22 protein-coding genes are annotated in these 26,126 nt (G+C 45.7%); 17 read left to right on the plus strand and 5 right to left on the minus strand.

The window, feature by feature from the left end; genetic code table 11:
- Positions 1 to 293: 293 nt before the first annotated feature.
- Positions 294 to 572 carry a hypothetical protein gene (locus BUB85_RS21460; RefSeq protein ID WP_159434632.1) on the plus strand — a complete coding sequence of 93 codons (279 nt, stop codon included), beginning with the start codon at positions 294 to 296 and terminating at the stop codon, positions 570 to 572.
- An 18-nt stretch (positions 573 to 590) separates the two neighbouring features.
- Here the strand turns inward: BUB85_RS21460 and BUB85_RS22200 are convergent, their stop codons facing one another.
- The 3 genes from BUB85_RS22200 to BUB85_RS08620 all read right to left on the minus strand — a co-directional run bounded on the left by BUB85_RS22200 (position 591) and on the right by BUB85_RS08620 (position 2,186).
- A complete protein-coding gene (locus tag BUB85_RS22200) occupies positions 591 to 713 on the minus strand; it encodes a hypothetical protein (protein WP_278319585.1) in 123 nt (40 codons plus the stop codon).
- 70 nt (positions 714 to 783) lie between these two features.
- Positions 784 to 969 (minus strand): hypothetical protein, encoded by a 186-nt coding sequence (locus BUB85_RS08615; RefSeq protein ID WP_073108586.1) that lies wholly within the window; start codon positions 967 to 969, stop codon positions 784 to 786.
- A 74-nt stretch (positions 970 to 1,043) separates the two neighbouring features.
- Entirely contained in the window at positions 1,044 to 2,186 is a 1,143-nt protein-coding gene (locus BUB85_RS08620) for an RtcB family protein (RefSeq protein ID WP_073108590.1), read from the minus strand.
- Between the two features lie 542 nt (positions 2,187 to 2,728).
- On the opposite strand from BUB85_RS08620, the gene BUB85_RS08625 reads away from it, so the two are divergent.
- The 4 genes from BUB85_RS08625 (at position 2,729) to BUB85_RS08640 (ending at position 7,018) form a co-directional block, all read left to right on the plus strand.
- Entirely contained in the window at positions 2,729 to 3,265 is a 537-nt protein-coding gene (locus BUB85_RS08625) for an RNA polymerase sigma factor (RefSeq protein WP_073108593.1), read from the plus strand.
- The gene (locus BUB85_RS08630) at positions 3,258 to 4,670 is read left to right on the plus strand and encodes a hypothetical protein (RefSeq protein WP_073108596.1); all 1,413 of its coding nucleotides are present in this window, start codon (positions 3,258 to 3,260) and stop codon (positions 4,668 to 4,670) included. Before BUB85_RS08625 ends, BUB85_RS08630 begins: the two co-directional genes overlap by 8 nt.
- 247 nt (positions 4,671 to 4,917) lie before the next feature.
- The gene (locus BUB85_RS08635; RefSeq protein WP_073108600.1) at positions 4,918 to 5,772 is read left to right on the plus strand and encodes a zinc dependent phospholipase C family protein; all 855 of its coding nucleotides are present in this window, start codon (positions 4,918 to 4,920) and stop codon (positions 5,770 to 5,772) included.
- On the plus strand, positions 5,747 to 7,018 hold the full coding sequence (locus BUB85_RS08640; RefSeq protein ID WP_073108603.1) for an MFS transporter: 1,272 nt from the start codon (positions 5,747 to 5,749) through the stop codon (positions 7,016 to 7,018). The genes BUB85_RS08635 and BUB85_RS08640 overlap by 26 nt, the downstream gene beginning before the upstream one ends.
- 35 nt (positions 7,019 to 7,053) lie before the next feature.
- Here the strand turns inward: BUB85_RS08640 and BUB85_RS08645 are convergent, their stop codons facing one another.
- Positions 7,054 to 7,644 carry a TetR/AcrR family transcriptional regulator gene (locus BUB85_RS08645; protein ID WP_073108607.1) on the minus strand — a complete coding sequence of 197 codons (591 nt, stop codon included), beginning with the start codon at positions 7,642 to 7,644 and terminating at the stop codon, positions 7,054 to 7,056.
- A 266-nt stretch (positions 7,645 to 7,910) separates the two neighbouring features.
- Here BUB85_RS08645 and BUB85_RS08650 point away from each other — a divergent pair, with 266 nt between their 5' ends.
- The 12 genes from BUB85_RS08650 (at position 7,911) to BUB85_RS08705 (ending at position 23,500) form a co-directional block, all read left to right on the plus strand.
- On the plus strand, positions 7,911 to 11,465 hold the full coding sequence (locus BUB85_RS08650) for a YhgE/Pip domain-containing protein (RefSeq protein WP_073108610.1): 3,555 nt from the start codon (positions 7,911 to 7,913) through the stop codon (positions 11,463 to 11,465).
- A gap of 188 nt (positions 11,466 to 11,653) precedes the next feature.
- On the plus strand, positions 11,654 to 13,660 hold the full coding sequence (locus BUB85_RS08655; protein ID WP_073108614.1) for a BglG family transcription antiterminator: 2,007 nt from the start codon (positions 11,654 to 11,656) through the stop codon (positions 13,658 to 13,660).
- A gap of 12 nt (positions 13,661 to 13,672) precedes the next feature.
- Entirely contained in the window at positions 13,673 to 14,092 is a 420-nt protein-coding gene (locus BUB85_RS08660) for a PTS sugar transporter subunit IIA (protein ID WP_073108618.1), read from the plus strand.
- Positions 14,089 to 14,847, plus strand: a complete 759-nt coding sequence (locus BUB85_RS08665) for a nucleoside/nucleotide kinase family protein (RefSeq protein WP_242945382.1) — start codon at positions 14,089 to 14,091, stop codon at positions 14,845 to 14,847. The genes BUB85_RS08660 and BUB85_RS08665 overlap by 4 nt, the downstream gene beginning before the upstream one ends.
- Positions 14,831 to 16,279: a PTS mannitol transporter subunit IICB gene (locus tag BUB85_RS08670; RefSeq protein ID WP_073108622.1), complete on the plus strand. Its 1,449-nt coding sequence runs from the start codon at positions 14,831 to 14,833 to the stop codon at positions 16,277 to 16,279. The genes BUB85_RS08665 and BUB85_RS08670 overlap by 17 nt, the downstream gene beginning before the upstream one ends.
- 16 nt (positions 16,280 to 16,295) lie before the next feature.
- A complete protein-coding gene (locus BUB85_RS08675) occupies positions 16,296 to 17,555 on the plus strand; it encodes a zinc-binding dehydrogenase (RefSeq protein ID WP_073108625.1) in 1,260 nt (419 codons plus the stop codon).
- Positions 17,556 to 17,698: 143 nt separating this feature from the next.
- Positions 17,699 to 18,061 carry an Hpt domain-containing protein gene (locus tag BUB85_RS08680; protein WP_073108628.1) on the plus strand — a complete coding sequence of 121 codons (363 nt, stop codon included), beginning with the start codon at positions 17,699 to 17,701 and terminating at the stop codon, positions 18,059 to 18,061.
- A gap of 306 nt (positions 18,062 to 18,367) precedes the next feature.
- Positions 18,368 to 19,138 carry a GDSL-type esterase/lipase family protein gene (locus tag BUB85_RS08685; RefSeq protein ID WP_073108631.1) on the plus strand — a complete coding sequence of 257 codons (771 nt, stop codon included), beginning with the start codon at positions 18,368 to 18,370 and terminating at the stop codon, positions 19,136 to 19,138.
- A gap of 56 nt (positions 19,139 to 19,194) precedes the next feature.
- Positions 19,195 to 19,686, plus strand: a complete 492-nt coding sequence (locus tag BUB85_RS08690) for a DUF4358 domain-containing protein (protein WP_073108636.1) — start codon at positions 19,195 to 19,197, stop codon at positions 19,684 to 19,686.
- 9 nt (positions 19,687 to 19,695) lie between these two features.
- A complete protein-coding gene (locus tag BUB85_RS08695) occupies positions 19,696 to 21,114 on the plus strand; it encodes an MBOAT family O-acyltransferase (protein WP_073108641.1) in 1,419 nt (472 codons plus the stop codon).
- Positions 21,115 to 21,124: 10 nt separating this feature from the next.
- Positions 21,125 to 22,294 (plus strand): DHHW family protein, encoded by a 1,170-nt coding sequence (locus BUB85_RS08700; protein ID WP_073108646.1) that lies wholly within the window; start codon positions 21,125 to 21,127, stop codon positions 22,292 to 22,294.
- 18 nt (positions 22,295 to 22,312) lie between these two features.
- Positions 22,313 to 23,500 carry a glycosyltransferase family 4 protein gene (locus BUB85_RS08705; protein ID WP_073108649.1) on the plus strand — a complete coding sequence of 396 codons (1,188 nt, stop codon included), beginning with the start codon at positions 22,313 to 22,315 and terminating at the stop codon, positions 23,498 to 23,500.
- A 119-nt stretch (positions 23,501 to 23,619) separates the two neighbouring features.
- On the opposite strand, the gene BUB85_RS08710 is transcribed toward BUB85_RS08705, so the two are convergent.
- Positions 23,620 to 26,001: an LTA synthase family protein gene (locus tag BUB85_RS08710; RefSeq protein WP_073108652.1), complete on the minus strand. Its 2,382-nt coding sequence runs from the start codon at positions 25,999 to 26,001 to the stop codon at positions 23,620 to 23,622.
- Between the last annotated feature and the right edge of the window lie 125 nt (positions 26,002 to 26,126).

A 26,126-nucleotide genomic window follows, 5' to 3' on the forward strand; every position in this document is an offset into this window, starting at 1 on the left:
ACCGAAATAATATCGCAAAACAGGTTTTAAAAATTCTCTGTTTTGTACAAAAATTAATTAGTTCCCCAAGGGGGTTCTGAACAGTTACAAAAAGTTATAAGTAAGTGAGTTTTGCAGGATTTATAAGAGAAACATTCTGTTCTGAAATATCTGTATCATTCGGTGGTCGATTCGACTAATTTACCCTATGAGTAAGCAGCCCTGCAACTGGAAGTAAATGAAATAGAAATGAGGAGGCCGTTGAAATAGCGTGCAAATACTGTGTTGAGCATGATGTGCTAAAGGAGTTCCTTTTGAAAAATTGGAATGAGGTGAGGATGTTGATTCTAACAGAATATGATGAAAAAAAACATATGGCGATGGAACGGCGTGATGGTGAGGCCAGAGGCAAAGCAAAAAAAGTAATTCAGTTAACAATTAAAAAAATGAAAAAAGGACAGGATAACAAAACCATTGCAGAAGCATTGGAAACGGATGAAGCGTATATCCGAAGTATTGTTGATATAATCGAAAAATATTCCCCCGATTATGATGAAGAGGCAATATACAAAGAGTATTTTCAAAAACACTAGGAGGAATATCGCCGATTCTCATGTCATGAAGCCAACTGTTGATGACATAATCACAAGCAATATTCCACAGATAGTGATTGCGTCCCTGACGTCTTTTGTGATGCATAAATCACTTTGTGTGACGTCAATTGGTAAATTCATATAATAGTCCTTTTCTGATACCGGTATTTGGTACCTGGAGTCTCACCAATAAATGGAAAAGACTATTATATTACGCAGAATAATTACTGCGTTGTTTTTCGTTGTATTGCTTTTTCTTATTAATGTGCCTTACTTTGGCACGGGGATAGTATTTGCTGCAATGCTGGCAGTATCCGGTATGGCATGCTTCTCTGCCTTTGCTGCATTCTCCAAATGCTATATAATATTTACATGGCGTTTCTTTTAAATGTGCCATCTTTTTACCTTCTTTCTCAAAAAATATAATTTTTACGCTGTATCTAATAAGTGTGTGTATTCAGACTCAAGGTGTTATGCATTACTTGATTTGAAATTGTAGAGTGGTTTAAGCACATTTGTAATGCTAACGGTGTCTTGAATTACATCTTGAATTTCATCAATACTTCTGTATGCAAATGGAGCTTCATCTAAAGTGCCTTGTCCTATGCAGGAAGAGTATATGCCCTTCATTTCTTTTTTGTAAGCAGATACTGTGTAATTAGCTTTTACATCTTCTCTTTTTAAAATACGGCCAGCACCATGAGGAGCTGATGCATTCCACTCGTCATTTCCAAGCCCTTTTCCAAGTAGAATACCATCACGCATATTGATTGGAATGATGACTCTTTCATCTTTTTTCGCGGAAATTGCTCCTTTACGTAAAATTGGAAGTCCATTGTAGGAAGTTGAAGATGATTCTACGTAGTTATGAATGCAGCTATAACTATCTAAAACTTTCCATTTCATTCCTTTACACAGTTCATCCAGAATGATTTCACGATTAAGCGTTGCAAAATTCTGAACAATCTCAAGGTCGTGTAGATATTGTTCCATAAGTGTTCCTTCCAGGTATGTCATCTCATATGGAATTTTAATACCGTGTTCTTTTAAGACTTGTTGTCCCATATCTAAATAGTATTCAGTCACTTCTTTGCCGAGGTGACGACTGCCAGAATGGATTACAATATAAGTATTTCCATCAGTGTCTTTGTCTACTTCGATAAAATGATTGCCAGATCCAAGCGTTCCGAGACTGTATAGTGCCTTGTCTTTACGGACACTTTTGAAACAATATAGCGAAGACAAGTCAAAGTTTTCTGCAAAACGATGTAGTTTTTTTCTTGCTGTAAATCCAGATGGAACACTTTCTCTAATAATTGAATCAAGTTTCTGAAATTCACATTTTTTCCCTTTGATTTGCGCTAATGTCATTCCGCATCCAATATCAATGCCTACTACATTTGGAAGTATTGCATTTCCTATGGTTTGTGTTAATCCGATTGTCCCAACTTTTCCAGGATGAACATCTGGCATAATACGGAATTTACATCCGTGATTCACTGGATTGTCGCACAGAGCCTGCAGTTGAGCGATGGCATACTGATCAATATTTGTATTTTCATTTTTGGTGGTAAATATAATAGCAGAGGTGTAGATTCCATTAATTGTTTTCATATCTATTCCTTTCTATGACGGTGCTATTGAATTTCTATTTTCCTTAAAAAAGAACATAAAAATAACACCTTAATCAGGTGCGGTTGTCATAATAGATTAGTATAGATATTCTTAAACAATTGTGGATTTTAGAATATTTAAACCCTGTCTATGTCCATTCGGACAACCAGACCTTCATGTTTAGTTGTGAAAATGTTGTTTTTTAAATATGTCATAATTGTCCTCCTTTCAAATCAGGTTGATAGTATCGATTGGGTTGTCAAGTTAAATACTTGATGAGACAAGTATAACACTTGATAGTGATGTTATCAATAGTGAAAATCGAGAAGCATCCCATGCATTAATTAATAGAAAATTCCATTTTTTCTATATGACATGGTTATTATACAAGATAAGAATGACAAATAATGTCATCGAGAATAAATCCCGAGAAAATTTATCCAATTGATGTTTAGTTACTTTCCACTCTATTTATGTCAGACATTCCTGCTCTTATTTGTTATATTAGATGAGTACTCAAAAAACGAAAGGAAAACTTCCGCATGAAAAATACACAAGACAGTAAGTCAAAAGAGTTTTTCATAGATCTATATGAGACATACGCAAAGCCAGTATACGCTATTGCGTATTCCATACTGAAGAACAAAGGGCAGGCAGAGGATGTCGTGCAGGATACATTTGTCAAGGTCATGCCGTATCTGGAACGATTACAGAATGCTTCGGAATGTCAGGTAAAAAGCTTTATCAGCATAACAAGCAGAAATGAAGCCATAAATAAGTATCGAAAGAATCAGCGGGAAAGCGGATTCTTTGCAAAAGGGGTGGATAGTGAAGTGAAAGCGGATAAAACGATTACATTTCCTGGCATACAGGGTGTAGAAGAACGAGAATTTCTCAAGCAGATCATGGAGCATCTGGATGTGAGCTCCAGAGAGATTGTTTTATATCGATGCTTTTATGAATTGAGTTATAGGGAAATTGCAGGTGTGCTTGAGATAACAGAGGCAGCTGCAATGAAACGGTTTGAACGGGCGAAACGGCAGATTCGGAATATGGAGGGAGCTGAATATTATGGATAAAGAGAATAAAACGGATAGGATCTTACGCGATTTGGGAGAAGAGATAGCAATCGGTCAATTAGAAGAAAATCAGGATGCTGAGTTTGAAGGCTTTCAGAAGATAGAAGAAAATCTGCTGTACATGCTGGAGCAGAAGCCAAAGCGAAAAATAAATAAAAAGAAAAGGGCTGCATTGATGATCATGATTGCAGCTGTGCTTGGAATTTCAGTGACTGCGTATGCGACGGTAAAACACTTTATTTTACATGAGGACCTTGTTGGAAATGGAGAATATAATCTGAATGTTTCTCAAGAAGAGGATGGCAATCAGGTGATGGAGAGACAGCCGGTACGCATCATTGCAAATTATATTCCAGCTGGGTTTATATCGAATAACGCAGACTATATGGAGAAATACAAAATCTATCCGGAAAATGGAGCAGAGTCTGCTGGTGGAATTACGATAGGGGCAGAACCAGCGACAGAAATGACAATTTCTATGGCAAATGTGACAAATTCAGAAGATACAATGATTGGAACGTATGAAGCTAAGATCCTCACCACATTTATGGAGGATGGGAGCACAGGATATAATATTGTACTGTTTGATCAGAAAGCCGGATATCTTTTTACCATATATGGCATGGACTCCGGATTATCACTGGATGAATTAAAGAAAATCGGCGAAAATCTTTCCTATGAGATCGTGGAAGATGCAGAACCAATTACGCTGAGTGAGGAAAAAGAGGGAGTGATGACAGAGGAACCAGCAGCCGTAATTACAGAGGATAATATCTTTGCAATTGGTGAGACAACGCAGGATGTTGTTGCGAAAGACCAGAATTGGATGGACATTTTAGCGGAGCAGGGTGAGAATCAGGCAGCCGCTGCACAGGTCACATACACGGTAGATTCCATTCAGGTGACAGACAATGCGCCGATTCTTGATCTGGAGAATGGAGTTGCCACGGATATGTATCAGGAGAATATTCAGGATGATGGAACCGTCATGATGAGAAAAGATACGACTGCACAATTGAACGAAGAGACTGGGAAAGTTGAAACCATAACAGAAGAGCATGCGAGAAAATTCGTGCTTGCAGCCGTAACACTTCACAATCCAACTGACACAAATATTGCAAATTACTTTTTCGCGCCATATGTTTATACGCTGACAAAGGAGCAAGATGGATATCAAAGACAAATGGGCGCATCCTTTAGCGAACCAGTGTATTTAGGCTTTACTGATTATAGTGGAAAAGCAGCATATCAATTGGATATAGCTGCTGGAGAGACAAGAACTGTTACTTTGGGATACGTGGTGGATGATTCAGAGGTCGAGAACGCTTACCTGATGTTCAACAGTTCCGGTATTTCAGATAACAGCGGAACCTGCTGGGACAATTATGTAAAAATAACAGAATAGGACCCCCCTCCCCATAACAGGAACGCCTCGCTGACCGCGGTATGACTCAGGATCATATCACGGTCAGCGAGGTGTTTTTTAGTATAGACTGCTTTATTGCCCGTAAGTATTTTTACTTAGAGCACGCAGGCTTCTGCACAAAAAAATTACATAGATTTTACGAAAACGTGTACTAAATTTTAAAAAAATAAAGTACAGTTGTTACTTTAGAAGAGATGTTTCAATTTAACATGCGGGAGGAACCAATATGCCATCTACATACGCCCATTACAGAATGGGGCAGGAAATCAGCCAAATGCTTACAGGAGATGAAAAAAGGATCGTCGAGAACTATCCAGATTTATTTAATATCGGTCTGCACGGACCGGACATTTTGTTTTATTATCAGCCATTAAAGAGCAACAAAATCAATCGCATCGGGTTTGGAATGCATGAACAGCCGGGATATCAGTTTTTCGAACATGCGGCGGATATCATCAGGAAGAAGGAGAGCAGTCCTGCGTATCAGGCATATGTGTATGGGTTTATCTGTCATTTCGCGCTGGATGTCACATGTCACGGTTACGTGGACGAGAAGATCAGACAGAGCGGCGTGTCCCATGGGGAAATCGAAGTGGAGTTTGATCGGGAGCTGATGGTGAGAGACGGGCTTGATCCGGTTCGGCACAGACTGACGGACCACATTGTGATCAACAGTGAAACTTCCGATGTGATCCAAGATTTTTATGAAGGAGTGACTGCGAAGGATGTGGGCAAAGCACTGCGGGGAATGATATCCAACAACAATCTGCTGCTGGCACCGTCGAAGCTGAAAAGAAAGCTGATCTACATGTTATTGAAGGTGAGCGGCAATTATGAAGAGATGCATGGCCTCATAGTCAATTATGAGAAGAACGAAAAATGCAGTGACAGCACACAGCGACTGCTGTTGCTGTATGATGGCGCAAAAAATCTGGCTGCCCGCCTGATCCGGGAATACCCAGAGTATCTTTTGGGGAAAATGGAGCTGGATCATGTGTATCAGTATACATTTGGAAGTAAATTAGTCAAAGAAAAAGGAAGAGAGGATTGCATTTATGAAGTTCAAACTGACAAGTCTTGAAAAAAGCTGGATTATGTATGATGTCGGAAATTCAGCTTTTATCCTACTGGTATCTACGATTATGCCGATATATTTTAACTATCTTGCGGAAAGTGCGGGGCTTTCATCTGTCGACTATCTGGCGTACTGGGGATATGCGGCCTCCATTGCAACCATTCTTGTAGCGGTGATCGGTCCGATTTTGGGTACACTTGCTGACACGAAAGGGTTTAAAAAACCAATCTTTACAGTGACCCTGTTTGTCGGTGCGGCGGGATGCATGGCGCTGGGGCTGGCAAAGCAGTGGCTTGTATTCCTTGTGATTTATATTATTGCAAAATGTGGATTTTCTTCCAGCCTTATTTTCTATGATTCCATGCTCGGTGATGTGACAAGCGAAGAGCGGCTGGACAATATTTCATCGCAGGGATTTGCGTGGGGATACATCGGGAGCTGTGTCCCGTTTATAGCCTGTCTCGGGCTCGTGCTTGGCTCCGGTAAGCTGGGAATTTCGATGGAAATGGCAATGGGAATCGCCTTTGCGATTGTCGCCGTGTGGTGGCTTGCCATGTCACTGCCGCTTCTGAAAAAATACAGGCAAAGATTTTATGTGGAGAAGAAACCACATGCAGTCAAGGAGAGTTTTCAGCGCTTGGGAAGATTGTTTTCGAATGTGCGGAAGGAAAAAAAGGTCTTTTTATTCTTACTTGCCTTTTTCTTTTATATAGATGGAGTATATACGATCATCGACATGGCAACGGCCTACGGAACCTCTCTTGGGCTGGACAGCAGCGGCCTTCTGCTGGCGCTTCTGGCAACCCAGATCGTGGCATTTCCGTTTGCAATCCTCTTCGGAAGATTGTCTGAGAAATTCGAGACAACGAAGCTGATTACGCTCTGTATTTTTGCGTATCTTGGAATTGCAGTCTTCGCGATTTTCCTCAGAACGCAATGGCAGTTCTGGGTGCTTGCCATTCTGGTCGGCATGTTTCAGGGCGGGATTCAGGCATTATCGAGATCCTACTTTACCAGAATTATACCGGCAGACCGCTCGGGCGAATACTTCGGTCTCCTTGACATTTGCGGAAAGGGGGCGTCCTTTGTAGGAACAACTGTCGTCAGCATTGTCTCACAGATTTCCGGTAGCGTGAACGTCGGTGTCGGAATGATCGGAGTACTATTTGTGGTTGGAATCCTGATTTTTCGGGCTGCGGCGGCACAGGAAGAAAATCCGGATGTGCCGGAGACTGTGCCGGAATCTTTTTAAACACATAAAGCGGACATTCGGAACCTGATGTGCGATCAGTCAGTAACCGCGGCACGCATCACAAAATCATGGGTGGTATGCGTGATCAGGGTATGCGTGAGCTTAGCCATATGCAGGGGGGACTCTTTGAGCGCACCGTTGAGCCAGGTCTTGATCAAGCCCACACATCCGCTGAGACAAAAGGCGGAGGCGTATGCGATGTCCAGTATGTTCTTGTCGGAGAGGGAGAGATCCCTCTCCATAAAATTTTCTGCGATAATCTTCTCGATGTTAGAAACAAATGTCATATCACCGTGGGGGCCGAGAAGCGCACAGCAGATGTCCTGATTTTCCTCAAGAATCATAAAAAACTGTTCCACAAAAGGAGGCGTTTCTTTCCCGAACGGCTTCAGCGGATTCGCCTGAATGGCCGCCATGATCTCGGCCTCCAGTTCCGCCTCGATGGAATCCAGCATCTGGTAGATATCGGAATAATGCAGATAAAATGTGGAGCGGTTGATATCCACCTCATCGACCAGCTCCTTTACCGTGATTTCGCGGACGCTCTTTTCCTGCATGAGCCGGGCAAGGCCGCTCCGCAGCTGCGCTCTTGTTTTTCGTACTCTTCGATCCATTGATTTCGCCATTTCAATCCCTCGTTTTCTGCTGCCTTGCAACCAGACAGCGTCCTTTTCTTGTATAATTGTTTAAAGATAATTTCTCTCATTTATGACTAATAATAGACATAAATAAAATGCGTGTTGTATATCAGACATAAGCACTATTATTAATGCTTGCAACCATTTTTTCTGTTTAGTATAATTCATTACATCAAGAAAATCAACATTATGTCTAGTAAAAGTGTTTTCTTGATAACTTTAGTACCTACAAAATACGACAAGGAAGTGACAGAATGTTAAAGGAAGAATGGAAGAGCTTATTTCACAATAAGATTCTGCTCTTGGTTGTCATTGTAATTGCAGCCATACCCGCAATTTATGCCGGACTGTTTCTGGCGTCTATGTGGGACCCGTATGGGAATGTGGACAATCTGCCGGTTGCAGTGGTCAACGAAGACAGGCATGTGAAGTACAATGACAGCACACTGCAGATAGGAGACGAGTTAATCGATAATCTCAAAGAGAATGATTCGCTTTCTTTCAACTTTGTAGATGCAGAGGCTGCTGCGCAGGGACTGAAAAACGGTACCTACTATATGGTCATTACAATTCCGGAGGATTTTTCAGCAGATGCAGCGACGCTGATGGATGAAAATCCGCAAAAAATGGAATTGGATTATGCAACAAATCCGGGGACAAATTACATCGCCTCGAAGCTGAGCGAGACGGCACTGTCAAAAATCAAATCAAGCATCACAGAGGAAGTTACAAGAACTTATACGCAGACCGTGTTTGATCAGATCGCAACAGTTGGTGATGGAATGCAGAAAGCGGCAGACGGCTCCGGTGAGATCAAGGATGGTTTGACGACCGCATCTGATGGAAACGCGACGATCTCTGTGAACCTGAAGAAACTGGCAGACAGCACACTGACGTTTAAGGATGGTGCGGATACGCTGACAACAGGTCTTGCAGACTACACAGATGGAGTAGCACAGGTAAATGATGGCGCAGGCCAGCTGGATGACGGCGTGTCGACGCTGACGTCCAAACTGCCGACACTGACCGGAGGAATCAATGACCTGAATACAGGCGTCAAGGATTATACGGATGGAGTTGCCGCATTAAAATCCAATTCAGCCGCATTGACCAATGGGAGCACGCAATTGGCGTCCGGTGCATCTGAACTGTCCAAAGGTGCAAAAGCGCTCCAGACAGGTGCAGATACTTATATTGCAGGCACAAATACACTGGCGGCCGGCGTAAACAAGTATGTAGCCGGAGCCGGACAACTCGCCGCCGGAGGAAAACAACTTGCCGGTCTGGAGAACCTGGGAACTGTTTACACAGGCATCAGCCAGTTAAAGACAGCCGTTGCGGACGGGGCACCGGCAACGGGCGGGAACCCGGCAGCGTTATCCCTTCAAAGCGGGGTAACCCAGTACGTAAGCGGGACGACTGCTCTGGCAAACGGAGTGACCGGCTATGTGGACGGTGTGAATCAGTTAGCCGCCGGAGGAAAACAACTCGCCGGTCTGGAGGGGCTTGGAACAGTTTCCGCGGGAATCAGCCAGTTAAAGACAGCCGTTGTAGACGGCACACCGGCCGCGGCCCCTTCCCTGAAGTCCGGAGCGGAGCAGCTTGAAGCCGGACTGAAAGGCCTGGATGAACAGGTTGGAAGTATGGCTTCGGATACAGACGCAGAAGGCAATCTGACGCTGACCGGAGGAATGAAAGCGGCAATTGGCGGGATGTCAGAAGCTGGCGGAAAAATGCAGGAAGCAGCGGACGGGATGAATGACGCCAGCGGCGTGATTGCCCAGGCCAGCGGCATCTGTACCACTGCGGCTGACACACTTAACAGTACAACTGCTTCTATTGGAGCGGTACCTGAAAATTACAGTGCACTTTTAGACGAGGTACTTGCGGACGGAGCCGAGAAAATTGACACAGCAAACGCACAGATTACAAATGGAAACCAGGGTGTACAGACTGCAATCGAACAGCTCCTGCAGATGCAGAGCGAGGGGACAGAAGTCAGTACCGCTGATCTGGATGCAGTGATCACGACATTAACTACGGCACAGACAGACCTCTCCGGTGTGGATGGCGTGGATGCGGATGCCTACAACAGTCGAAAACAGGAGATTGCAGATGATATGGCTGCCTCCATAGCAGGAAGTACGACTGCACTCGGGGGCACGGCAACAGGGCTGAATCAGATTGCTGCAGGGCTTACACAGGGAGCTGCAGATATGAGTCGGGGAGCTACGGCTATGGCAACAGGAGCACAGGAGATGCAGGGAGCAGCCGGCCAGCTGACAGCGGGAGTCGAAGTACTCAAGACCGGTGTGGATCAGCTATATGCGGGTGCACAGTCTGTGAATGGCGGGGTTGGCCAGGTTGCAGCAGGTCTAACAGCACTGCAGACCGGTACGGCATCCTTCCCGACAGCGGCAGCCGGAGTCAAATCACTCAATGATGGATTTGACGCGCTGACCGCAAACAATCAGCTGCTCACAGGTGGCGCATCCACTTTATTGAAGAGCGGTTCCACACTGAAATCAGGGACAGATCAGGTCGCAGCAGGCCTGACGACACTTCAGAACAGCACCTCGTCCTTCCCGGCTGCAGCCGCTGGAGTCAAAGCATTGAATGATGGATTTGACACTTTGACTGCAAACAACAAAGCACTTACAGACGGCACAAAGAGTCTTACCAATGCCGGTCCTGCGTTATCGGGCGGCATCCTTTCAGCCGTTGACGGTGCAAAAAAACTGGCGGATGGAGCAGGTACACTGGATAAAGGTGTGGGCGCTTATACCGCAGGGGTGTCAGAACTGGACAGCAACAGCAGCAAATTAAAGGATGGAACACAGCAACTGGCAGACGGGGCAGTTACCCTGGCAGACGGCGCAGCACAGTTAGGTGACGGAACAACGACGCTGTATGACGGAACAAAAAAACTGGTCGCAAACAATACGGCTTTGAACAGCGGCTCCTCCCAGCTGGCAGACGGGGCAGGTCAGATCCAGGACGGATCCTCACAGCTCTACAATGGCTCACTGGAGCTTGGCGGCGGCCTGAAAAAACTTTCCGCCGGTTCAGATACATTGACGGGCAGTCTGAAAGATGGCACAGAAGAGGTGAAAAACTCGAAGGCATCTGACAGTACCATTGATATGTTTGCGGCACCGGTAACGGATAAGGAGAGCAAAATAACTACTGTAGAAAATAACGGACACGCGATGGCACCATACATGATGTCAGTCGGACTCTGGGTTGGATGCCTTGCATTCTGTCTGATGTACCCTCTGACAAAATATCGTGGAAAATTAAAATCCGGATTATCATGGTGGGCAAGCAAAGCATCGATTCTTTACCCGCTGGCAATCCTGCAGGGAGTACTGCTGATCGTGCTGCTCCACATCTTCGACGGGTTTACGCCGGTGGAGATGGCGAAGACAATCGCATTTGCCAGCCTGGCATCCATGGCGTTCACCTCAGTGATGTACTTCTTTAACAGTTCGCTGGGAAAAGTCGGAAGCTTTTTGATGCTGGTATTTATGGTCGTTCAGCTTGCGGGCTCAGCCGGAACGTATCCGGTTCAGCTGTCACCTGCATTTGTATCTGCAATCCACAAGTGGGTTCCGTTTACCTACACGGTTGATGCGTTCAGAAGTACGATCTGCGGTGGTGAGAGTATTCTGACACCGGTCCTGGTCATGATCGGCATGATCGTTGTGTTTACAGGACTTACCATCTTGGAATTTGAATACAGAACAAAACGCATTCAGGAAGAAAAACCACTTCTGATGAACTTCCTGGAAGAAAAAGGGCTTGCATAGAACTCTGCAAAATACAAAATTGAATTGTGAAATTCAGGCAGTACCATCTTCGGCGCCACGCGCCGGGGGTGGTGTTTTTTTGCCCTGAAAAAATGGCACGATTGCAAAGTGCCAATTCTGTTTATCGATAAATTGTTTTTTTGTTTTTCATGCGATATCATAAATATATCAAAAGAAAGGAGGCTGTTATGAATTTTACACCAAGACAGGTACAGATTTTATTTCTGCTGATCAAAAGCTCCAGAACAATCTCAAAAGAAGAACTGTCAGAGAATCTCCAGATCAGCAAGCGGACCTTGTTCAGGGAATTAAAAGGGCTGGACAAAGAACTGGAAAAATACAGCCTGTATCTCGATACTCAATCAAAAAAAGGATTGATACTATCAGGCGAAAAAGAAAACAAAGAAGAATTTTTAAGCTGTCTTGAAAAACTGCAGTCTTTCGAACCACGGAACAGAAAAGAACGGCAGAAAAAGCTGCTGGGAATGCTGATACAGAATCAGGATGTACAGAAAACTTTTTATTATGCACAGCAGCTCGGGGTGAGCGAAGCCACAATCAATCACGATCTGGAAGATCTGCAGCCCTGGTTTGATAAGTCGGGAATCCACCTGGTAAAACGAACAGGGTACGGAGTTGCAATGGAGTATGAGGAGGCAGATTTTCGAAGGCTGATCATGACATATATCCAGGAATATCCGGAGGAGAAGATTCAGGATAGCACACTGGAGGAAACCCTGAAGGTCAGTCTGGCAGATCTATCCGAAAAATTGATGGAACAGTTCACGGTGGAATCGGTAAAAGGCCTGCTTGTTTTTCTGGAAATCGCAGTGGACAGAATAAAGAACGGGCACCATCTGAAGGAGTGCGCAGGAGGACAGTGTGAGGATGAGATTTTCCGGATTGCAGGGGAAATCGCAGAAAGACTGGAAACATCCTTTTCCATTACATGCTCACTGGCGGAAAGGCAGGCACTTCATATATTTCTGAAAAGTGCAAAAAGACAGCTAAGCAGCAGTGATGAGTATGTAGAAGTCAGGGGCGAAAACATTTCCCTGAGAGAAATCGTATATCATCTGACGGATGTTTTTGGGCCGGAATTAAGCTTTGAACTGAAGACAGATGAGGTTTTTATCGACGGACTAATGACGCACCTTCGTCCGGCAGTCACAAGAATGCTGCACGGGATACCTGTTCAGAATACACTGCTCAAAGAGGTACAGACCATTTATCCAGACGTCTATGAACGCTCCGGCGAGGCGGCAAAAATACTGGGTGAATGTCTGAACTGTGAAGTCTCGGAGGAGGAGACCGGATATCTGGCCATGCATTTTGGAGGCGCAATCGTTCGGCTGCGGGAGAAAAACAGAAAAAAGCGCCGGGTGGACATCGGTGTAATGTGCGCCAGCGGCATCGGGATATCCAACCTGATTGCATCCAGGCTGCTACAGTATTTTGGAAACCGGATTCACACGAAGATACTGACGATTCGGGAGCTGCCCAAGCTCAGCAAGAGGGAGATTGATTTCATAGTCAGCAGCTTTGATGTGAAATCAGATAAGGTTCCTGTCATACAGGTGGAACCGTTTATGAAAAAGCATGATTTTGAACTGATCGATCGTTATGTAGAGTCTCTGGCAGTGAGGGAAAAAGTAGCGGAATCGAAAGAAAGCCGAGGAACTGTGATTCATACCATATTACAGATTACAAAAGAAGTGGATTCCATTCTGGCAGATTTCAGGTTCTTCCGTGCAGATAAAGGGTGCTCCTTTGACGCGATTATCAGCCAGATAGGTGAAATCCTTGGAAGAACGGAAAGTGACCAGCTTGAGATTGCGAAGGATCTGCGGGAAAGAGAGGCCTTATCCACTCAGGTGATTCCGGAATACGAGATAGTATTTCTTCATTGTCGCACTGATGCGGTGGCTGACTCAAAAATGATCATTCTCCTACCGGAGGGCAACAGATTCGAAGATCCTTACTTTTTCGGGGCACAGGCCATGGTCGTCATGCTGATCAACAAGAAGGACGAGAGAGAAACACTGGCAATTTCTGCGATCAGCAATGCAGTGTTCAGCGAGGATGATTTTCTGGAGGATATAAAATCAGGAGAGGAAAAGCGGGTACAGCAGCAGATTGAAAAAGTGTTAGATAATTTTTTGCAGAAAAATGTAAATGAAATTTATGAGCAATAGGAGGAGAAGAGCATGAGCAATATATGTGGAATTAGTTTTAAAGATAGAATTTCAGATTGGAAAGAGGCAATCCGTGAGGTGGCACAGCCGTTGCTGGAAAAGGGCTGCATAGAAGAAAGCTATATCGATGCGATGATACAGAATGTGATAGACAATGGTACATACATCATTATTATGCCGGGATTTGCAATGCCTCATGCGCGGCCGGAATGCGGGGCACTGAAAAACGGAATGTCTGTACTGAAATTAAAAGAGCCGGTTTTGTTTCCGGGAGACGAGAGTGTACAGGTGATCATTTCCTTTGCAGGAGTCGATCCAGAGGAGCATCTGAATATGATTTCACGTTTGGCGGAGACCCTGATGGATGACGAGATGATAGAAAAATTATTTGCGGCAGAAACCGAGAGGGAGCTGTTGGAGGTAATTGAATGATGAAAAATAAGGGATGGCGAAAAGAGATTCTTACGGTAAACGGGTTTGAGGTTGCTGCGGAGTACAGAGAATCCACGACAGAAGAAATCTTTGTTCCGCTTTTGAGAAAAATAGATGGGATACAAAAAGCAAAAGGGAGAAGAATCCTTGTTTTTCTGGCAGCACCTCCGGCAGTAGGAAAATCCACCCTCGCAGAATATCTTCAGGTGCTCTCGAAGAGAAGAATGGACCTGCAGGAAGTTCAGGCATTAGGATTGGACGGATTTCATTATCACAGCGACTATATTGCAGCACACGAGGCAGTAGTCGACGGAGCGGTGGTGCCCATGAAGGCGGTAAAGGGATGTCCGGAGACATTTGATCTTGAAAAATTAAAAAAGAAACTGGACTGCATTTTCACCGAAAATATCCTGTGGCCGGTATACGATAGAAAGCTCCACGATGTGGTGGAGGATGTGGTGCGGGTAGAAAAAAATATCATTCTGCTGGAAGGAAACTGGCTTCTTCTTAAGGATGAAGGCTGGAGAGACCTGAAAGAGAAATGCGATTTCTCGATCATGATCACGGCTGGGGAGGAGCAGTTAAAGGAGCGTCTAATTCTGAGAAAGATGCGGGGCGGAGCCGGCAGAGAGGAGGCGGAGCAGTTCTACAAACAGAGTGACAGCAGGAACGTGACCCGTGTACTCCGCCATTCACAGAGCGCAGATTTTACAATTAAAATGAGAGAGGATAATGACTATGAAAAAGAAAATTAGAGCAAGCCTGCAAGCATTTGGCGGTTTTTTGACTGCCATGGTCATCCCAAATATGGGGGCATTCATCGCCTGGGGATTTATAACCGCCTTATTTATTGACACAGGCTGGATACCAAACAAAAACTTTGCGGAGCTGGTTGGACCAATCTCGAAATTCGTTCTGCCTTTGCTGCTTGGACACACCGGAGGCAAGCTGGTTCACGGCGACAGAGGCGGCGTGATCGGAGCACTTGCAACCGCCGGTATGATTGTGGGATCAGACATCCCCATGTTTCTGGGAGCTATGATCATGGGGCCGTTAAGCGCATGGATTCTCAAGAAATTCGACAAATTTATTGACGGGAAAATCCCTGCAGGATTCGAGATGGTGGTCAACAACTTTTCACTTGGTATTATCGGCTGTATTCTCACTTTGTTAAGTTATCAAATGGTCCGTCCAATTGTTGTGGGCGCGAATGATCTGATCTCTGCTGCGGTGCAGACGATTGTGAGAACCGGATACCTTCCGCTGCTTCCAATTCTGAACGAGCCGGCGAAGGTATTGTTCTTAAACAATGTCATTGACCAGGGAATCTATTATCCGCTGGGAATGCAGGAGGCACTGGAACACGGAAAATCCATGTTCTTCATGCTGGCATCAAATCCGGGACCGGGGCTCGGACTGCTTCTGGCATTCTCATTATTTGGCAGAAAAAGTGCAAAAGAGACGGCGCCCGGGGCGATTATCATCCACTTCCTCGGAGGAATACATGAAATCTATTTCCCATATGTACTGATGAAACCGATCACGATTCTGGGAATGATCGGAGGCGCAATGTCCGGGATCGTCACATTCCAGTTCTTCGATGCTGGTCTGGTGGCGGGACCGAGTCCGGGATCCATTTTTGCGTACCTGGCACTGACACCAAAAGGAAAGTTCCTGGGGGTGATTGCGGGCGTGGCAGTCGCTGCAATCGTGAGCTTTCTGATTAATTCTCTATTCCTGAAGATGGGGAAGGAAACAGAAGAAGAGGATGATGACTTCATGGAACAGCAGAAAGCATCCCAGGCAATGAAGCAGGAGGGAAAGGATCTTTTCAAAGCAGTTATGACAGACAAGACTGCCGGGGAGGGAACCGCAGGGAACGAGGAGCGCACACAGATTTCATTCATTGCTTTTGCATGTGATGCAGGTCTTGGCAGTAGTGCCATGGGAGCCAATGCGTTCCGTAAACGCCTGGAAAAAGAGGGGATTACAAAAGAAGTAAAGAATTTTGCTATCGAAAAAGTACCGCAGAATGCAGACATCATCGTAACTCATGAGAGCTTATTCGACCGCGCGGTGAAAGCAAATCCCGGAAAAAGAATCATTACGATCAAGAACTTTATGAGGGATTTTAATCTTGACATGTTACTGGATGAAATAAAAGCAATCGAAATAAAAGAGAAGTAAATCAGGGAGGAAAAAAATGAAGACAAGAGCAGCTGTATTAAAGGGAAAGAAAGATGTCGTTGTAAAGGAGTATGAATTGCCGGAAATTGGTGAGGAGGAACTTCTGGTAAAGGTAATCTCAAACAGTGTCTGCCTGTCGACCTACAAGGCGGCAATCCTGGGAGAGGACCACAAGCGTGTACCGGAAGATATCAAGGAGCACCCGGTAATCACGGGCCATGAGTTCGCCGGAATCATCGTGCAGGTGGGGGCGAAACTGAAGGAGCGGTTCCAGGAAGGCAATCAGTTTGTCCTCCAGCCGGCAATGAATCTGGATAACGGATATTCAGCGGGATACAGCTATGAATATTTCGGGGGAAATGCGACTTACTGCATCATTCCCAAAATTGCGATTGACAAAGGCTGTGTGCTGGATTATCACAGTGACTACTATGCCAATGCATCCCTTGCGGAACCGATGTCGTGCATCATCGGTGCGTTCCATGCGACATATCATACAGAAAACTTTATCTATGAGCATCAGATGGGATTAAAGGATGGCGGCAGTGTGGCACTTTTAGGATGTGCCGGACCAATGGGAATCGGAGCCATTGATTATGCGGTGAATGGACCATACAAATCAAAGAGAGTGGTTGTCGTGGATATTGACCAGGAGAGACTTGACCGTGCAGAGCTTCTGGTCACCCCGGAAAATGCAGCGAAAAAGGGGGTGGAGCTCTCCTATATTAACACCCGCGGCATGGAGAATGCAACAGAGACATTAAAGCAGATGAACGGTAATGAGGGATATGACGAAGTGTTTGTTTTTGCGGCAGTTCCGGCATTGATCGAGCAGGGAGGCGACCTTTTGGGAACAGACGGATGCCTGAACTTCTTCGCGGGACCTACCGATAAAAAATTGAAGGCTCCATTTAATTTTTACAATGTGCATTACGAGAGAACCCATATTGTCGGAACCTCCGGCGGCTCCACTGGTGATATGGAAGAATGCCTGAAGCTGTCTCAGGAGGGTTCCCTGAATCCATCCTATATGATCACGCATGTGGGTGGACTGAATGCAGCTCCGGAAACCATCGTAAATCAGCCGGATATTCCTGGGGGAAAGAAAATCATTTATCCGCATATCGATATGGAATTGACTGCCATAGAAGACTTTGGAAAACTTGGTGAGAACAACCCGCTGTTTAAGGGGCTGGCAGAGATCTGTGAGGCAAATCACAACATCTGGTGTGAGGAGGCCGAAAAATATCTTCTGGATTATTATGGCGCAAAGTAAAATCAAAAGAAAATAAAACGTCCGTTGGAAACTGCAGCATCCTCTGGTTTTATACGCATAAATCGCATAAAACCAGAGGATGCTGCATTGATTTTCCATCAAAAGTAAGTTATTATAAAGTGTATATAAGGAGGATTCGCGCGATGAATGAGATTATGATACAACTGGATAAGCTTGGCGCCGAGAGCGCGGATGCTCTGGCACGTTTTATGGATGACGAGGAGATGTATACGAAATATATCCGTGAATTTCCGGACGAGCCGACGATGACACGTCTGACAGCCGCGGTTGAAAATGCGGATTACGAAGAAGCGGAAAAAGCAGTACATGCCCTGAAGGGCATCGTGAACAATCTTGGGTTTCTTCCACTTGCGGATGCGGCAATCGATATGCTGGAGGAGCTGCGCGATGACAATATTGAGGATGCACTGGATGCCTATAAAGATGTAGTGGAAGAATACCAAAAATTTACAGACGTGATTCGAGAGTGGAGAAGTGCGTTGTAATCTGTAATATAGACTTTTCAGGCTGATTTTCCAATAAAAATCCCATATTATTATGATTTTTTTGATTCCATGTCATACATTTCCGGAAATGAATTGACAGAATAGATTTATCATACTAAACTAATTGTGTAGGAAATAATATCGCCCATATAATGAGATATAGCTTGGCAGAGAACGGGTACATTCTGCAGAAGGAAAAACTCCGTGGACGCAGGTTCAGGGAGCTTTTTATGTGAAAATATATGGAAGGTAAAGCAATACAGAAGATAAAGTGATACAAAAGATAAAGCAGGGGAAATGTTACTTATGAGGAACAGAAGAAAAACGGTTTTAAAAAGGCGGGCACTTGTCGCGCTTGGAATAGTCGCGTTATTGCTGATCATATGGATTGGTTATGGCCTGACACATAAGAAACCTGAAGTAAATACAGCGAAGGGCGTAAAGCAGTTGCAGGCGCTTGAAAAGCAGAAGGTCGCGGATGCACAGGATCGAATTGTGCAGGCACAGGGCCTGAATGAAGTCAGTGCGGCCGAACTGGAGGCGACAGACACCGATGAACTGAATGCACGGTACGAGAACACCATCGTGATGGGGGACTCCGTGGCAGAGGGACTGGAAGGCTATGGGGTTCTTGACGCATCCAGAGTGGTGGCTTCGCGTGGGAATAGCGTGGCAAATCTGGAAGAATACGAAGAAGCGGTCATTTCGCTTGCACCGGCCAATGTTGTGATGAGTTACGGCCTCAATGATCTTAAGAGTCTCAATGAAGGAGACGATTCCACCAGGTTCATCGAGGAGTACAGTGCGGGAATCGATCACCTCCAGGAACAACTGCGGGATGTAAAAATATTTATCTGTTCCATTACACCGGTCTCAGAAGCAGGAATCGCCGGGTGGGGCCCTTTCAGTAAAACGGGTGAGTTCAATGACGCGATCCAGCAGATGTGCAGGGAGAAGGAAGTGACTTATATTGACAATACTTCGCTGGTGAAAGACTATGCGGAGGATGGAATCCATCCGGGGCCATCGTTTTATGAACCATGGGCGGTGATGATTGCAGATCGGGCAGAACTATAGGATTTTTCCTATGGAGCGGAATCATAGAACCAGACGATAAAGGGGAACACAAAAAGATGAAATACGATAAAATAGCACTGGGCGTGAAGATCGCGATGGTGGTACTGCTGTTTGCATATATTTTTATGCTGACCAGTTCCAGTGCGGATAATAAGAAACCATTAGAGAAAGTGGCAGATCAGGTGATCTCCACAAAGATAAAAGAAGATACAGGCATCCGGGAAGAAGGGGCAAAGGAATTGAAACGCTACTACAGCCTGAATGCTGCGGATATCGACGGCTTTGTACTCTACGGTCCGGCGGGAACAATGGATGTCGGCGAAATTCTGATCATAAAAGCGAAAGATGAATCACAGATGGAGGATATCCGGACAAGTGTGCAGAACAGAATCGACGAGCAGTTGAAAAATTTCAACGGATACGGGACGAACCAGACAGAACTTCTGAATCATGCGGTCATCCGCACGAACGGAAGATTTCTGTTCTTTGCGGTGGGAGACCAGGCCGCATCGCTGGGACAGTCTTTTTCGAAAAGCGTGAGAAAGTGAGAGAGATAAATGGTATTTAGCAGTATTTTCTTTATATTTATGTTTTTGCCGGCGGCGCTGATCTGTTATTATCTGGTGCCTGCCAGGTTCATTGCAGTCAGGAATGTGGTCCTGCTGATTTTCAGCATCCTGTTCTATGCGTGGGGTGAGCCGGTCTATGTGATCTTGATGTTATTTTCTACGATGTGTAATTATTTTCTGGGATTGGATATTAATCACAACATCAAGGAGGACCGCAGGCGGGAAGCGGGAAGAACCCTGATATTTGCGATTGTCTTTAATTTGTTCATTCTCGGATATTTCAAGTACGCAGGGTTTCTGATATCTAATCTGAATGCCATTCTACCGGTTGACATTCCGTTTAAAGAACTGCCCCTGCCGATTGGAATCTCGTTTTATACATTTCAGACAATGTCTTATATCATCGATTTGTACCGCGGGAAGGTCGGCGTGCAGAAAAGCTATATGCGGTTTGCACTGTACGTGACCATGTTCCCACAGTTGATCGCAGGTCCGATTGTGCGCTATGACGACGTAGAAAAACAGCTGGCGGACAGGCAATATTCACTGACAAAGTTTGGAAACGGCGCGGCAAGGTTTATTGTGGGAATGGGAAAAAAAGTGTTTCTGGCCAACAATATCGGCGTTGTGTGGACCGATATTTCTGCCACGGCTCCGGAGCATCTGTCGGCGTTGGCTGCCTGGATTGGGATCATTGCCTATACATTTCAGATTTATTTTGATTTCAGCGGCTATTCCGACATGGCAATCGGTCTCGGGAAAATGTTTGGATTTGAGTTCCTCGAGAACTTCAACTATCCATATATCGCCAAAAGTATCACAGAATTTTGGAGGAGATGGCATATGTCTCTCAGCTCCTGGTTTAAAGAATATGTCTATATTCCGCTGGGAGGAAACCGTGAGGGAACCGCAAAGCAGATCCGGAATATTCTGGTAGTATGGCTTCTGACCGGTCTGTGGCACGGCGCGCAGTGGACGTTTATCGCATGGGGCGTTTATTACGGTCTGCTGCTGTTGCTTGAAAAATTTGTTCTGAGCCGCTGGCAGACGCGGTGGCCGGCATTTCTGCAGCACCTGTACTGCATGCTGTTTGTGTGTATCGGGTGGGTGTTTTTTGCCAGCAGTTCTATTGGCAATGCATTTGCATATCTCGGCGCCATGTTTGGTTTCGGCGGAGGGATTGCCGATGGCACGGCGGTCTATTATCTGACAACGAACTTTCTACTGTTTGTCATTTTGATCCTGGCAAGCCTTCCGATTGGCAGGAGGCTGAAACAGAAGTTTGTTGAGGTGAAGGGCAGGGTGGGTGTAACCCTGGCAATGGCTGGGTACGTGGTCATCCTTGTTCTGACGGTGGGGTACCTGGTGACCGAGTCATATAATCCGTTTTTATATTTTAGATTTTAGGGGAGACATCATGAGTGGAAGAAAACATCACAGGAAAATAAACGAAAAAAAATTGTATAGAGGGCTTGCGGTGACATTTCTGTGTCTTGTGTTTGCGGCCGCAATCCTGTGTGTTCTTGTGAAGGACCGCAAGTTCTCCGGGAAGGAGAACCGGAATCTGCAAATGATGCCGGCCATCACAAAGGACAGCATCTTGTCCGGAGACACCCAGAAGGATCTGGAAGCCTATGCCTCTGACCAGTTTCTGTTCAGGGACTGGTGGATCGGCTTTCAGTCCGGCGTACAGACGGTTCTGGGGCGCAACGAATCCCACGATGTTTTCCGTGGAAAGGGAGGCTATCTGATTCAGGCATTTGCGGATCCGGACGAGCAGCTGCTGACAGAGCAGACCGGTGCAATGAAGAATTTTGCAGCCGACCATCCGGACGTGAAAACTTACGCGATAATCGTCCCAACGGCGTCCTATACGCTGGCAGACCGACTTCCGGCCAATGCGCCTGCGGGAGATCAGAAATCCTATCTGGATGCGGTAGCGCAGAATCTGGAGGGGAGTGGGATTAACTTCATCGATGTCGCAGATGATCTGAGTGCACATAAAGACGAATATCTTTACTATAAGACGGATCATCATTGGACAAGTCTTGGTGCTTACTATGCGTATCAGGCAGCCATCGATGATATGGAACTTGGGGGCAGTCCGGAGGATTACAAGTCAACGCCCGTCTCCGTTAATTTTCAGGGAACACTGGTTCCGAGAAGCGGGTACGGCGGTCATACATACGATCAGATCAATGTCTATTTTAACGAAAAAATGGACGAGAATACGGTCGCTGAATATGTGGCAGAGCAGAAGAAGGTAGCTTCTCTCTACGACAGTGCTGCTCTGAAGACCCAAAACCAGTACGAAGTGTTCACCGGGGGAAACCATCCTCTGATCAAGGTGAATGCCGGTGTGGAGAGCGACCGGCGATTATTGATATTCAAGGACTCCTACGCGAACTGTTTCATTCCGTTTATGACGGAAACCTTTCGAAAGATCGTGGTAGTGGATCCGAGATATTATTATGAGGACATTGAAGAGCTTATGAAATCAGAAAAGATAACGGATGTGCTTTACCTGTATAATGCAGACACATTTTCAGCGGACACATCGCTGGTTCCGGTTTTGGAAAACCAGTAGGGGTTTCAGGGAGGTACTATGCGAATAATGAGTATATCTGCGCAAAAACCGAACAGCACGGGAAGCGGCGTCTATCTGACGGAACTGGTAAAGGGGTTTCACAAGCTTGGGATAGAACAGGCTGTTCTGGCCGGCGTCTATGCGTCTGACCATGTGATTCTCCCGGAGGGGATTTCCTTTTTTCCGGTCTTTTTTCAGACGGAGCAGCTGCCTTATCCGATTCCGGGAATGTCGGATGAGATGCCCTATCAGAGTACGGTCTACAGTCAGATGACGGATAACATGCTGGAACAGTACCGAAATGCTTTTACAAAAGATCTGAAGCGGGCAGTGGAAGAATTTCAGCCGGATGTCCTGCTGTGTCACCACTTATATTATCTCACAGCGCTGGTGCGGGAATTATTCCCGGACAGGCTGGTGTGGGGAATCTGCCACGGAACAGATCTGAGGCAGATGAAAAAACACGGGATGCGGGCAGAGATGATCCGGGAAAATATTCAGCTACTGGATCATATTTTTGTGCTTCACCAGACCCAGCAGCTGGAGGTGTCCGCAATCTACGGCGTGGAAGAATCACGCTGCACTGTGATCGGAAGCGGCTTTAATCAGGAGGTATTTCTGCCGTGCGAAAAGAGAGAGCCGCACGAGGATATCCGGCTGATCTTTGCAGGAAAAATTGCGGAAAAGAAGGGTGTCATGAGTCTGATCCGCGCACTCACTTATCTGGACGATCCGAAGGAGCGGGTAGTTCTGAATCTGGCAGGCGGTGCGGGAAACAAGGAAGAGTACGAAGAAATCCTTGCCCTGATAAAGGAATGCCCCTGCCGCGTGAATCTGCTTGGGAAGCTGTCTCAGGAGGAGCTGGCGGCGGAGTTACGAAAGAATGATATCTTTATTCTTCCGTCCTTTTATGAGGGGCTGCCTCTGGTGATCCTGGAATCCCTCGCCTGCGGACTGAAGGTGATCGCGACGAATCTTCCGGGGGTAAAGCCATGGCTGGATCTCAATGTGAAAGAGCATGGAATTATCTTTGTAGAGCCCCCGGCCATGAGAAATGCGGATGAGCCGGAGAAGGAGGATCTGCCCGGGTTTGAGCAGAGACTCGCCGGGGCGATTGCCTGTGCCGCAGATCAGAATGAACGGAAGGTGGACGTGTCGCACTTATCCTGGGATGGAATCTGCAGGAAAATCATCTCCGCAGTCTGATAAATTAACAAGAAAATACACCCCTGACATAATTTGCAGGTTATCGGCAGTCTCAGAACAAGTCATCTGATCTGCCGGATGTTGTACAAATTACGTCAAGGGTGTATTTTTTTGCGTTTTTATTCAGAGGAGTCGTTGAAAAATTCAGTCAGTTTATTCTTTTCGTCAAACAGACAGTTGTACTGGATGTTTTCGTAACTGCCAAGTACACTGGGCTTCGTCTCATCCCACTCATAGGTATTGCCGGCTGCATCCCAGTATTCTCTGGCGGTAACAACCGGGTAGGAATCTTTTAATTCCAACAGATATTCATCATAGGCAGTCAATGGAAGACCAGCATTTTTCAGAATATAGGATGACAGGTAGTTCGTGGAGATGTCGACATCCTGCTGTTTCTGACTGTCATAGTTCGTCCAGATGAAAAACGGAACCTGATAGCGTGACGCGACATCCGAGTAATAACTGCTGCCGTCGCCACTGTCCTCACTTCCGCCCTGGCTGCCCATCAGCGGCTTCAGTGCCTCGTCCGGCAGCTTTGGCTGGTGATCGCCGTAAAAGATGATCATCACAGGCTCCTTTTCTTTGGAAAAATAGGAGATGAGCTCACTGACAGCATTGTCTGTCTTTTTTACAAGTGTGAGGTAATTCTCCAGCTGAAAATCACCGTCAAAATTTGTTACCTCAACAGCATCTTCTCCTTTGTCAAAGCTGGTTGTATAACCGCCGTGATTCTGCATGGTGACATTGAACAGAAACAGTGGATTTCCGTCTTTCTTTTTCTCGAATATTTCCTCCAGATGTTTGAAATCCGAAGAGTCACTGACGTATTCACGGACCGTGTCATAGGATTCCATATCGTCCTCCTCCACAAATTCCGACTTGTCAAAGCCCAGATAATCGTAAGCGACAGGCCGGTTATATCCGGTTGCGGAATAGCTGTGGTAGGCATAGGTCTGGTACTGATATTCATTGTTCTTTAAGACCGAGGCCAGAGAGGGAACAGGACTGCTCACATACTGATTATAAGGAATACAGCCGGTAGGAAGGAAAGCCAGTGAGCTGCGGGTAAGTACTTCAAATTCTGTGTTTGCCGTGGGAGCACCACAGATGGAGAGATGCAGATATCCTTTGATGGTATTCTCACTCATGCTCCGGAAGAAGGGCATGTAATCCTGATTGGTCTGCAGGTCTCCGTTCACGCCGAGATCGGAGAAGGCCTCATCCATAATCATAATAATGTTAGGTGCCTTGCTGTCTGCAGCGGCATCAGAGTTCGCACTGTCTGTGGCGGAATCTGATGAGTCGGCAGTGTTGCTGTCCTCACCTTCCGTCTCCTCCTCAAGAAGAGCACTGCTGTTTTTCAAGATTTTTTCTGCGGCACTGGCGGAGTAATCCTCCAATGTCACCTTTCCAGAGTAATTGATGTTGCTGATCAGATAAGGAATATAGCCGGTTTTTGCCATCATGATCGTGTAATCCCAGAAGTTGCCCTGAATGTTTCCGTACAGGATTCCGGTCAAATTGGCAATGAACAGCAGCAGAATCACGGCACCCTCGGCCAGGAGGGTGCGGCAGACGCGCCGTTTGGTGACAGGCTGCTTTTTTTCGCGCAGTGGAAACAGGAGGACAGCGATAAAGGTCAGGAGAAACACCCCTGTGACAGAAAAAAAGTAGTGATCCGGTGCGAAAGTATAATTGTCGACCACCTTCATTGCTGTTCCCCATGCTGTGATATCACCCCATAGAATTTCTTTCCCGCGGAACATGACCACCACGTAATTGGCCACACCGACTATGTAAGAAAGGACCAGTGTAATCAGTGCACTGATCCGGACTCTTCTGAAAATCAAAAACAGAATCCCCAACAGAACCGTCCAGTAGAGCATATTTAAAAATCGCATATCCATGTAGGTAAGCATCTTGCTCTCACACAGTTCCTCCACATTATAAAAGCAGACAAAAGACACCAGCACGACAGTCAGAAGCTTAAGAAACCAGGGGTAAGTTTTGTTCCAGCTCAAAATTTCCGGAAACAGCCGCCTGAAATTCGTGGTAATGATGGTAAGAAAAAGAAGTGCGAGACAGAACTGAATAAACGCCCCTGCGCGATTCTGATAGATGGAGATGATCGCAAAGCGGAAACGATAATGACCGTGCATCAGGATTTCGTACGCGCCGAAGACCCCGATCGCAACTCTCAAAAGTGAGATGAAAACTCTCTTTTTCTGCCGGTATGTTTTCTCTTTGAAAAAGCCTGCGAAAACTCCGAACTGCCCCAGCCAGAGAAGAAGCGGATAGATGACGCAGAGCATATAAACACCGGTCCAGAATACGCAGATCAGAGAATAAGAAAAATAGGGCTGTCCGTAATCCATTTTACAGGACGCAATCAGCGTGGTGCACAGCAGTGCAGAAATCAGTGTCGAAATCAATAATACAAGGAGCAAATATGCCCAGTGCCTTTTTATAAATTGTCTGAATGAGACGGTTTGTTCTTCCATGATGTACCTCTTAATTATTTTTTAGTCATTGTCATTGCTTTTAGGAAAAAGCTATAAACCATTATAACAAATCCTTCCGATAATGGTGCATGAATTTCACAAATATTCCATTTTTTTCTCACATT

This window comes from Hespellia stercorisuis DSM 15480, assembly GCF_900142165.1.
Taxonomy (GTDB): Bacteria; Bacillota; Clostridia; order Lachnospirales; family Lachnospiraceae; genus Hespellia; species Hespellia stercorisuis.

Coding starts and splice junctions, on each gene's coding strand:
- BUB85_RS22200 (WP_278319585.1), bottom strand. CDS start 713: ATGAATTTACCAATTGACGTCACACAAAGTGATTTATGCATCACAAAA.
- BUB85_RS08615 (WP_073108586.1), bottom strand. CDS start 969: ATGGCACATTTAAAAGAAACGCCATGTAAATATTATATAGCATTTGGA.
- BUB85_RS08620 (WP_073108590.1), bottom strand. CDS start 2,186: ATGAAAACAATTAATGGAATCTACACCTCTGCTATTATATTTACCACC.
- BUB85_RS08625 (WP_073108593.1), top strand. CDS start 2,729: ATGAAAAATACACAAGACAGTAAGTCAAAAGAGTTTTTCATAGATCTA.
- BUB85_RS08630 (WP_073108596.1), top strand. CDS start 3,258: ATGGATAAAGAGAATAAAACGGATAGGATCTTACGCGATTTGGGAGAA.
- BUB85_RS08635 (WP_073108600.1), top strand. CDS start 4,918: ATGCCATCTACATACGCCCATTACAGAATGGGGCAGGAAATCAGCCAA.
- BUB85_RS08640 (WP_073108603.1), top strand. CDS start 5,747: ATGAAGTTCAAACTGACAAGTCTTGAAAAAAGCTGGATTATGTATGAT.
- BUB85_RS08645 (WP_073108607.1), bottom strand. CDS start 7,644: ATGGCGAAATCAATGGATCGAAGAGTACGAAAAACAAGAGCGCAGCTG.
- BUB85_RS08650 (WP_073108610.1), top strand. CDS start 7,911: ATGTTAAAGGAAGAATGGAAGAGCTTATTTCACAATAAGATTCTGCTC.
- BUB85_RS08655 (WP_073108614.1), top strand. CDS start 11,654: ATGAATTTTACACCAAGACAGGTACAGATTTTATTTCTGCTGATCAAA.
- BUB85_RS08660 (WP_073108618.1), top strand. CDS start 13,673: ATGAGCAATATATGTGGAATTAGTTTTAAAGATAGAATTTCAGATTGG.
- BUB85_RS08665 (WP_242945382.1), top strand. CDS start 14,089: ATGATGAAAAATAAGGGATGGCGAAAAGAGATTCTTACGGTAAACGGG.
- BUB85_RS08670 (WP_073108622.1), top strand. CDS start 14,831: ATGAAAAAGAAAATTAGAGCAAGCCTGCAAGCATTTGGCGGTTTTTTG.
- BUB85_RS08675 (WP_073108625.1), top strand. CDS start 16,296: ATGAAGACAAGAGCAGCTGTATTAAAGGGAAAGAAAGATGTCGTTGTA.
- BUB85_RS08680 (WP_073108628.1), top strand. CDS start 17,699: ATGAATGAGATTATGATACAACTGGATAAGCTTGGCGCCGAGAGCGCG.
- BUB85_RS08685 (WP_073108631.1), top strand. CDS start 18,368: ATGAGGAACAGAAGAAAAACGGTTTTAAAAAGGCGGGCACTTGTCGCG.
- BUB85_RS08690 (WP_073108636.1), top strand. CDS start 19,195: ATGAAATACGATAAAATAGCACTGGGCGTGAAGATCGCGATGGTGGTA.
- BUB85_RS08695 (WP_073108641.1), top strand. CDS start 19,696: ATGGTATTTAGCAGTATTTTCTTTATATTTATGTTTTTGCCGGCGGCG.
- BUB85_RS08700 (WP_073108646.1), top strand. CDS start 21,125: ATGAGTGGAAGAAAACATCACAGGAAAATAAACGAAAAAAAATTGTAT.
- BUB85_RS08705 (WP_073108649.1), top strand. CDS start 22,313: ATGCGAATAATGAGTATATCTGCGCAAAAACCGAACAGCACGGGAAGC.
- BUB85_RS08710 (WP_073108652.1), bottom strand. CDS start 26,001: ATGGAAGAACAAACCGTCTCATTCAGACAATTTATAAAAAGGCACTGG.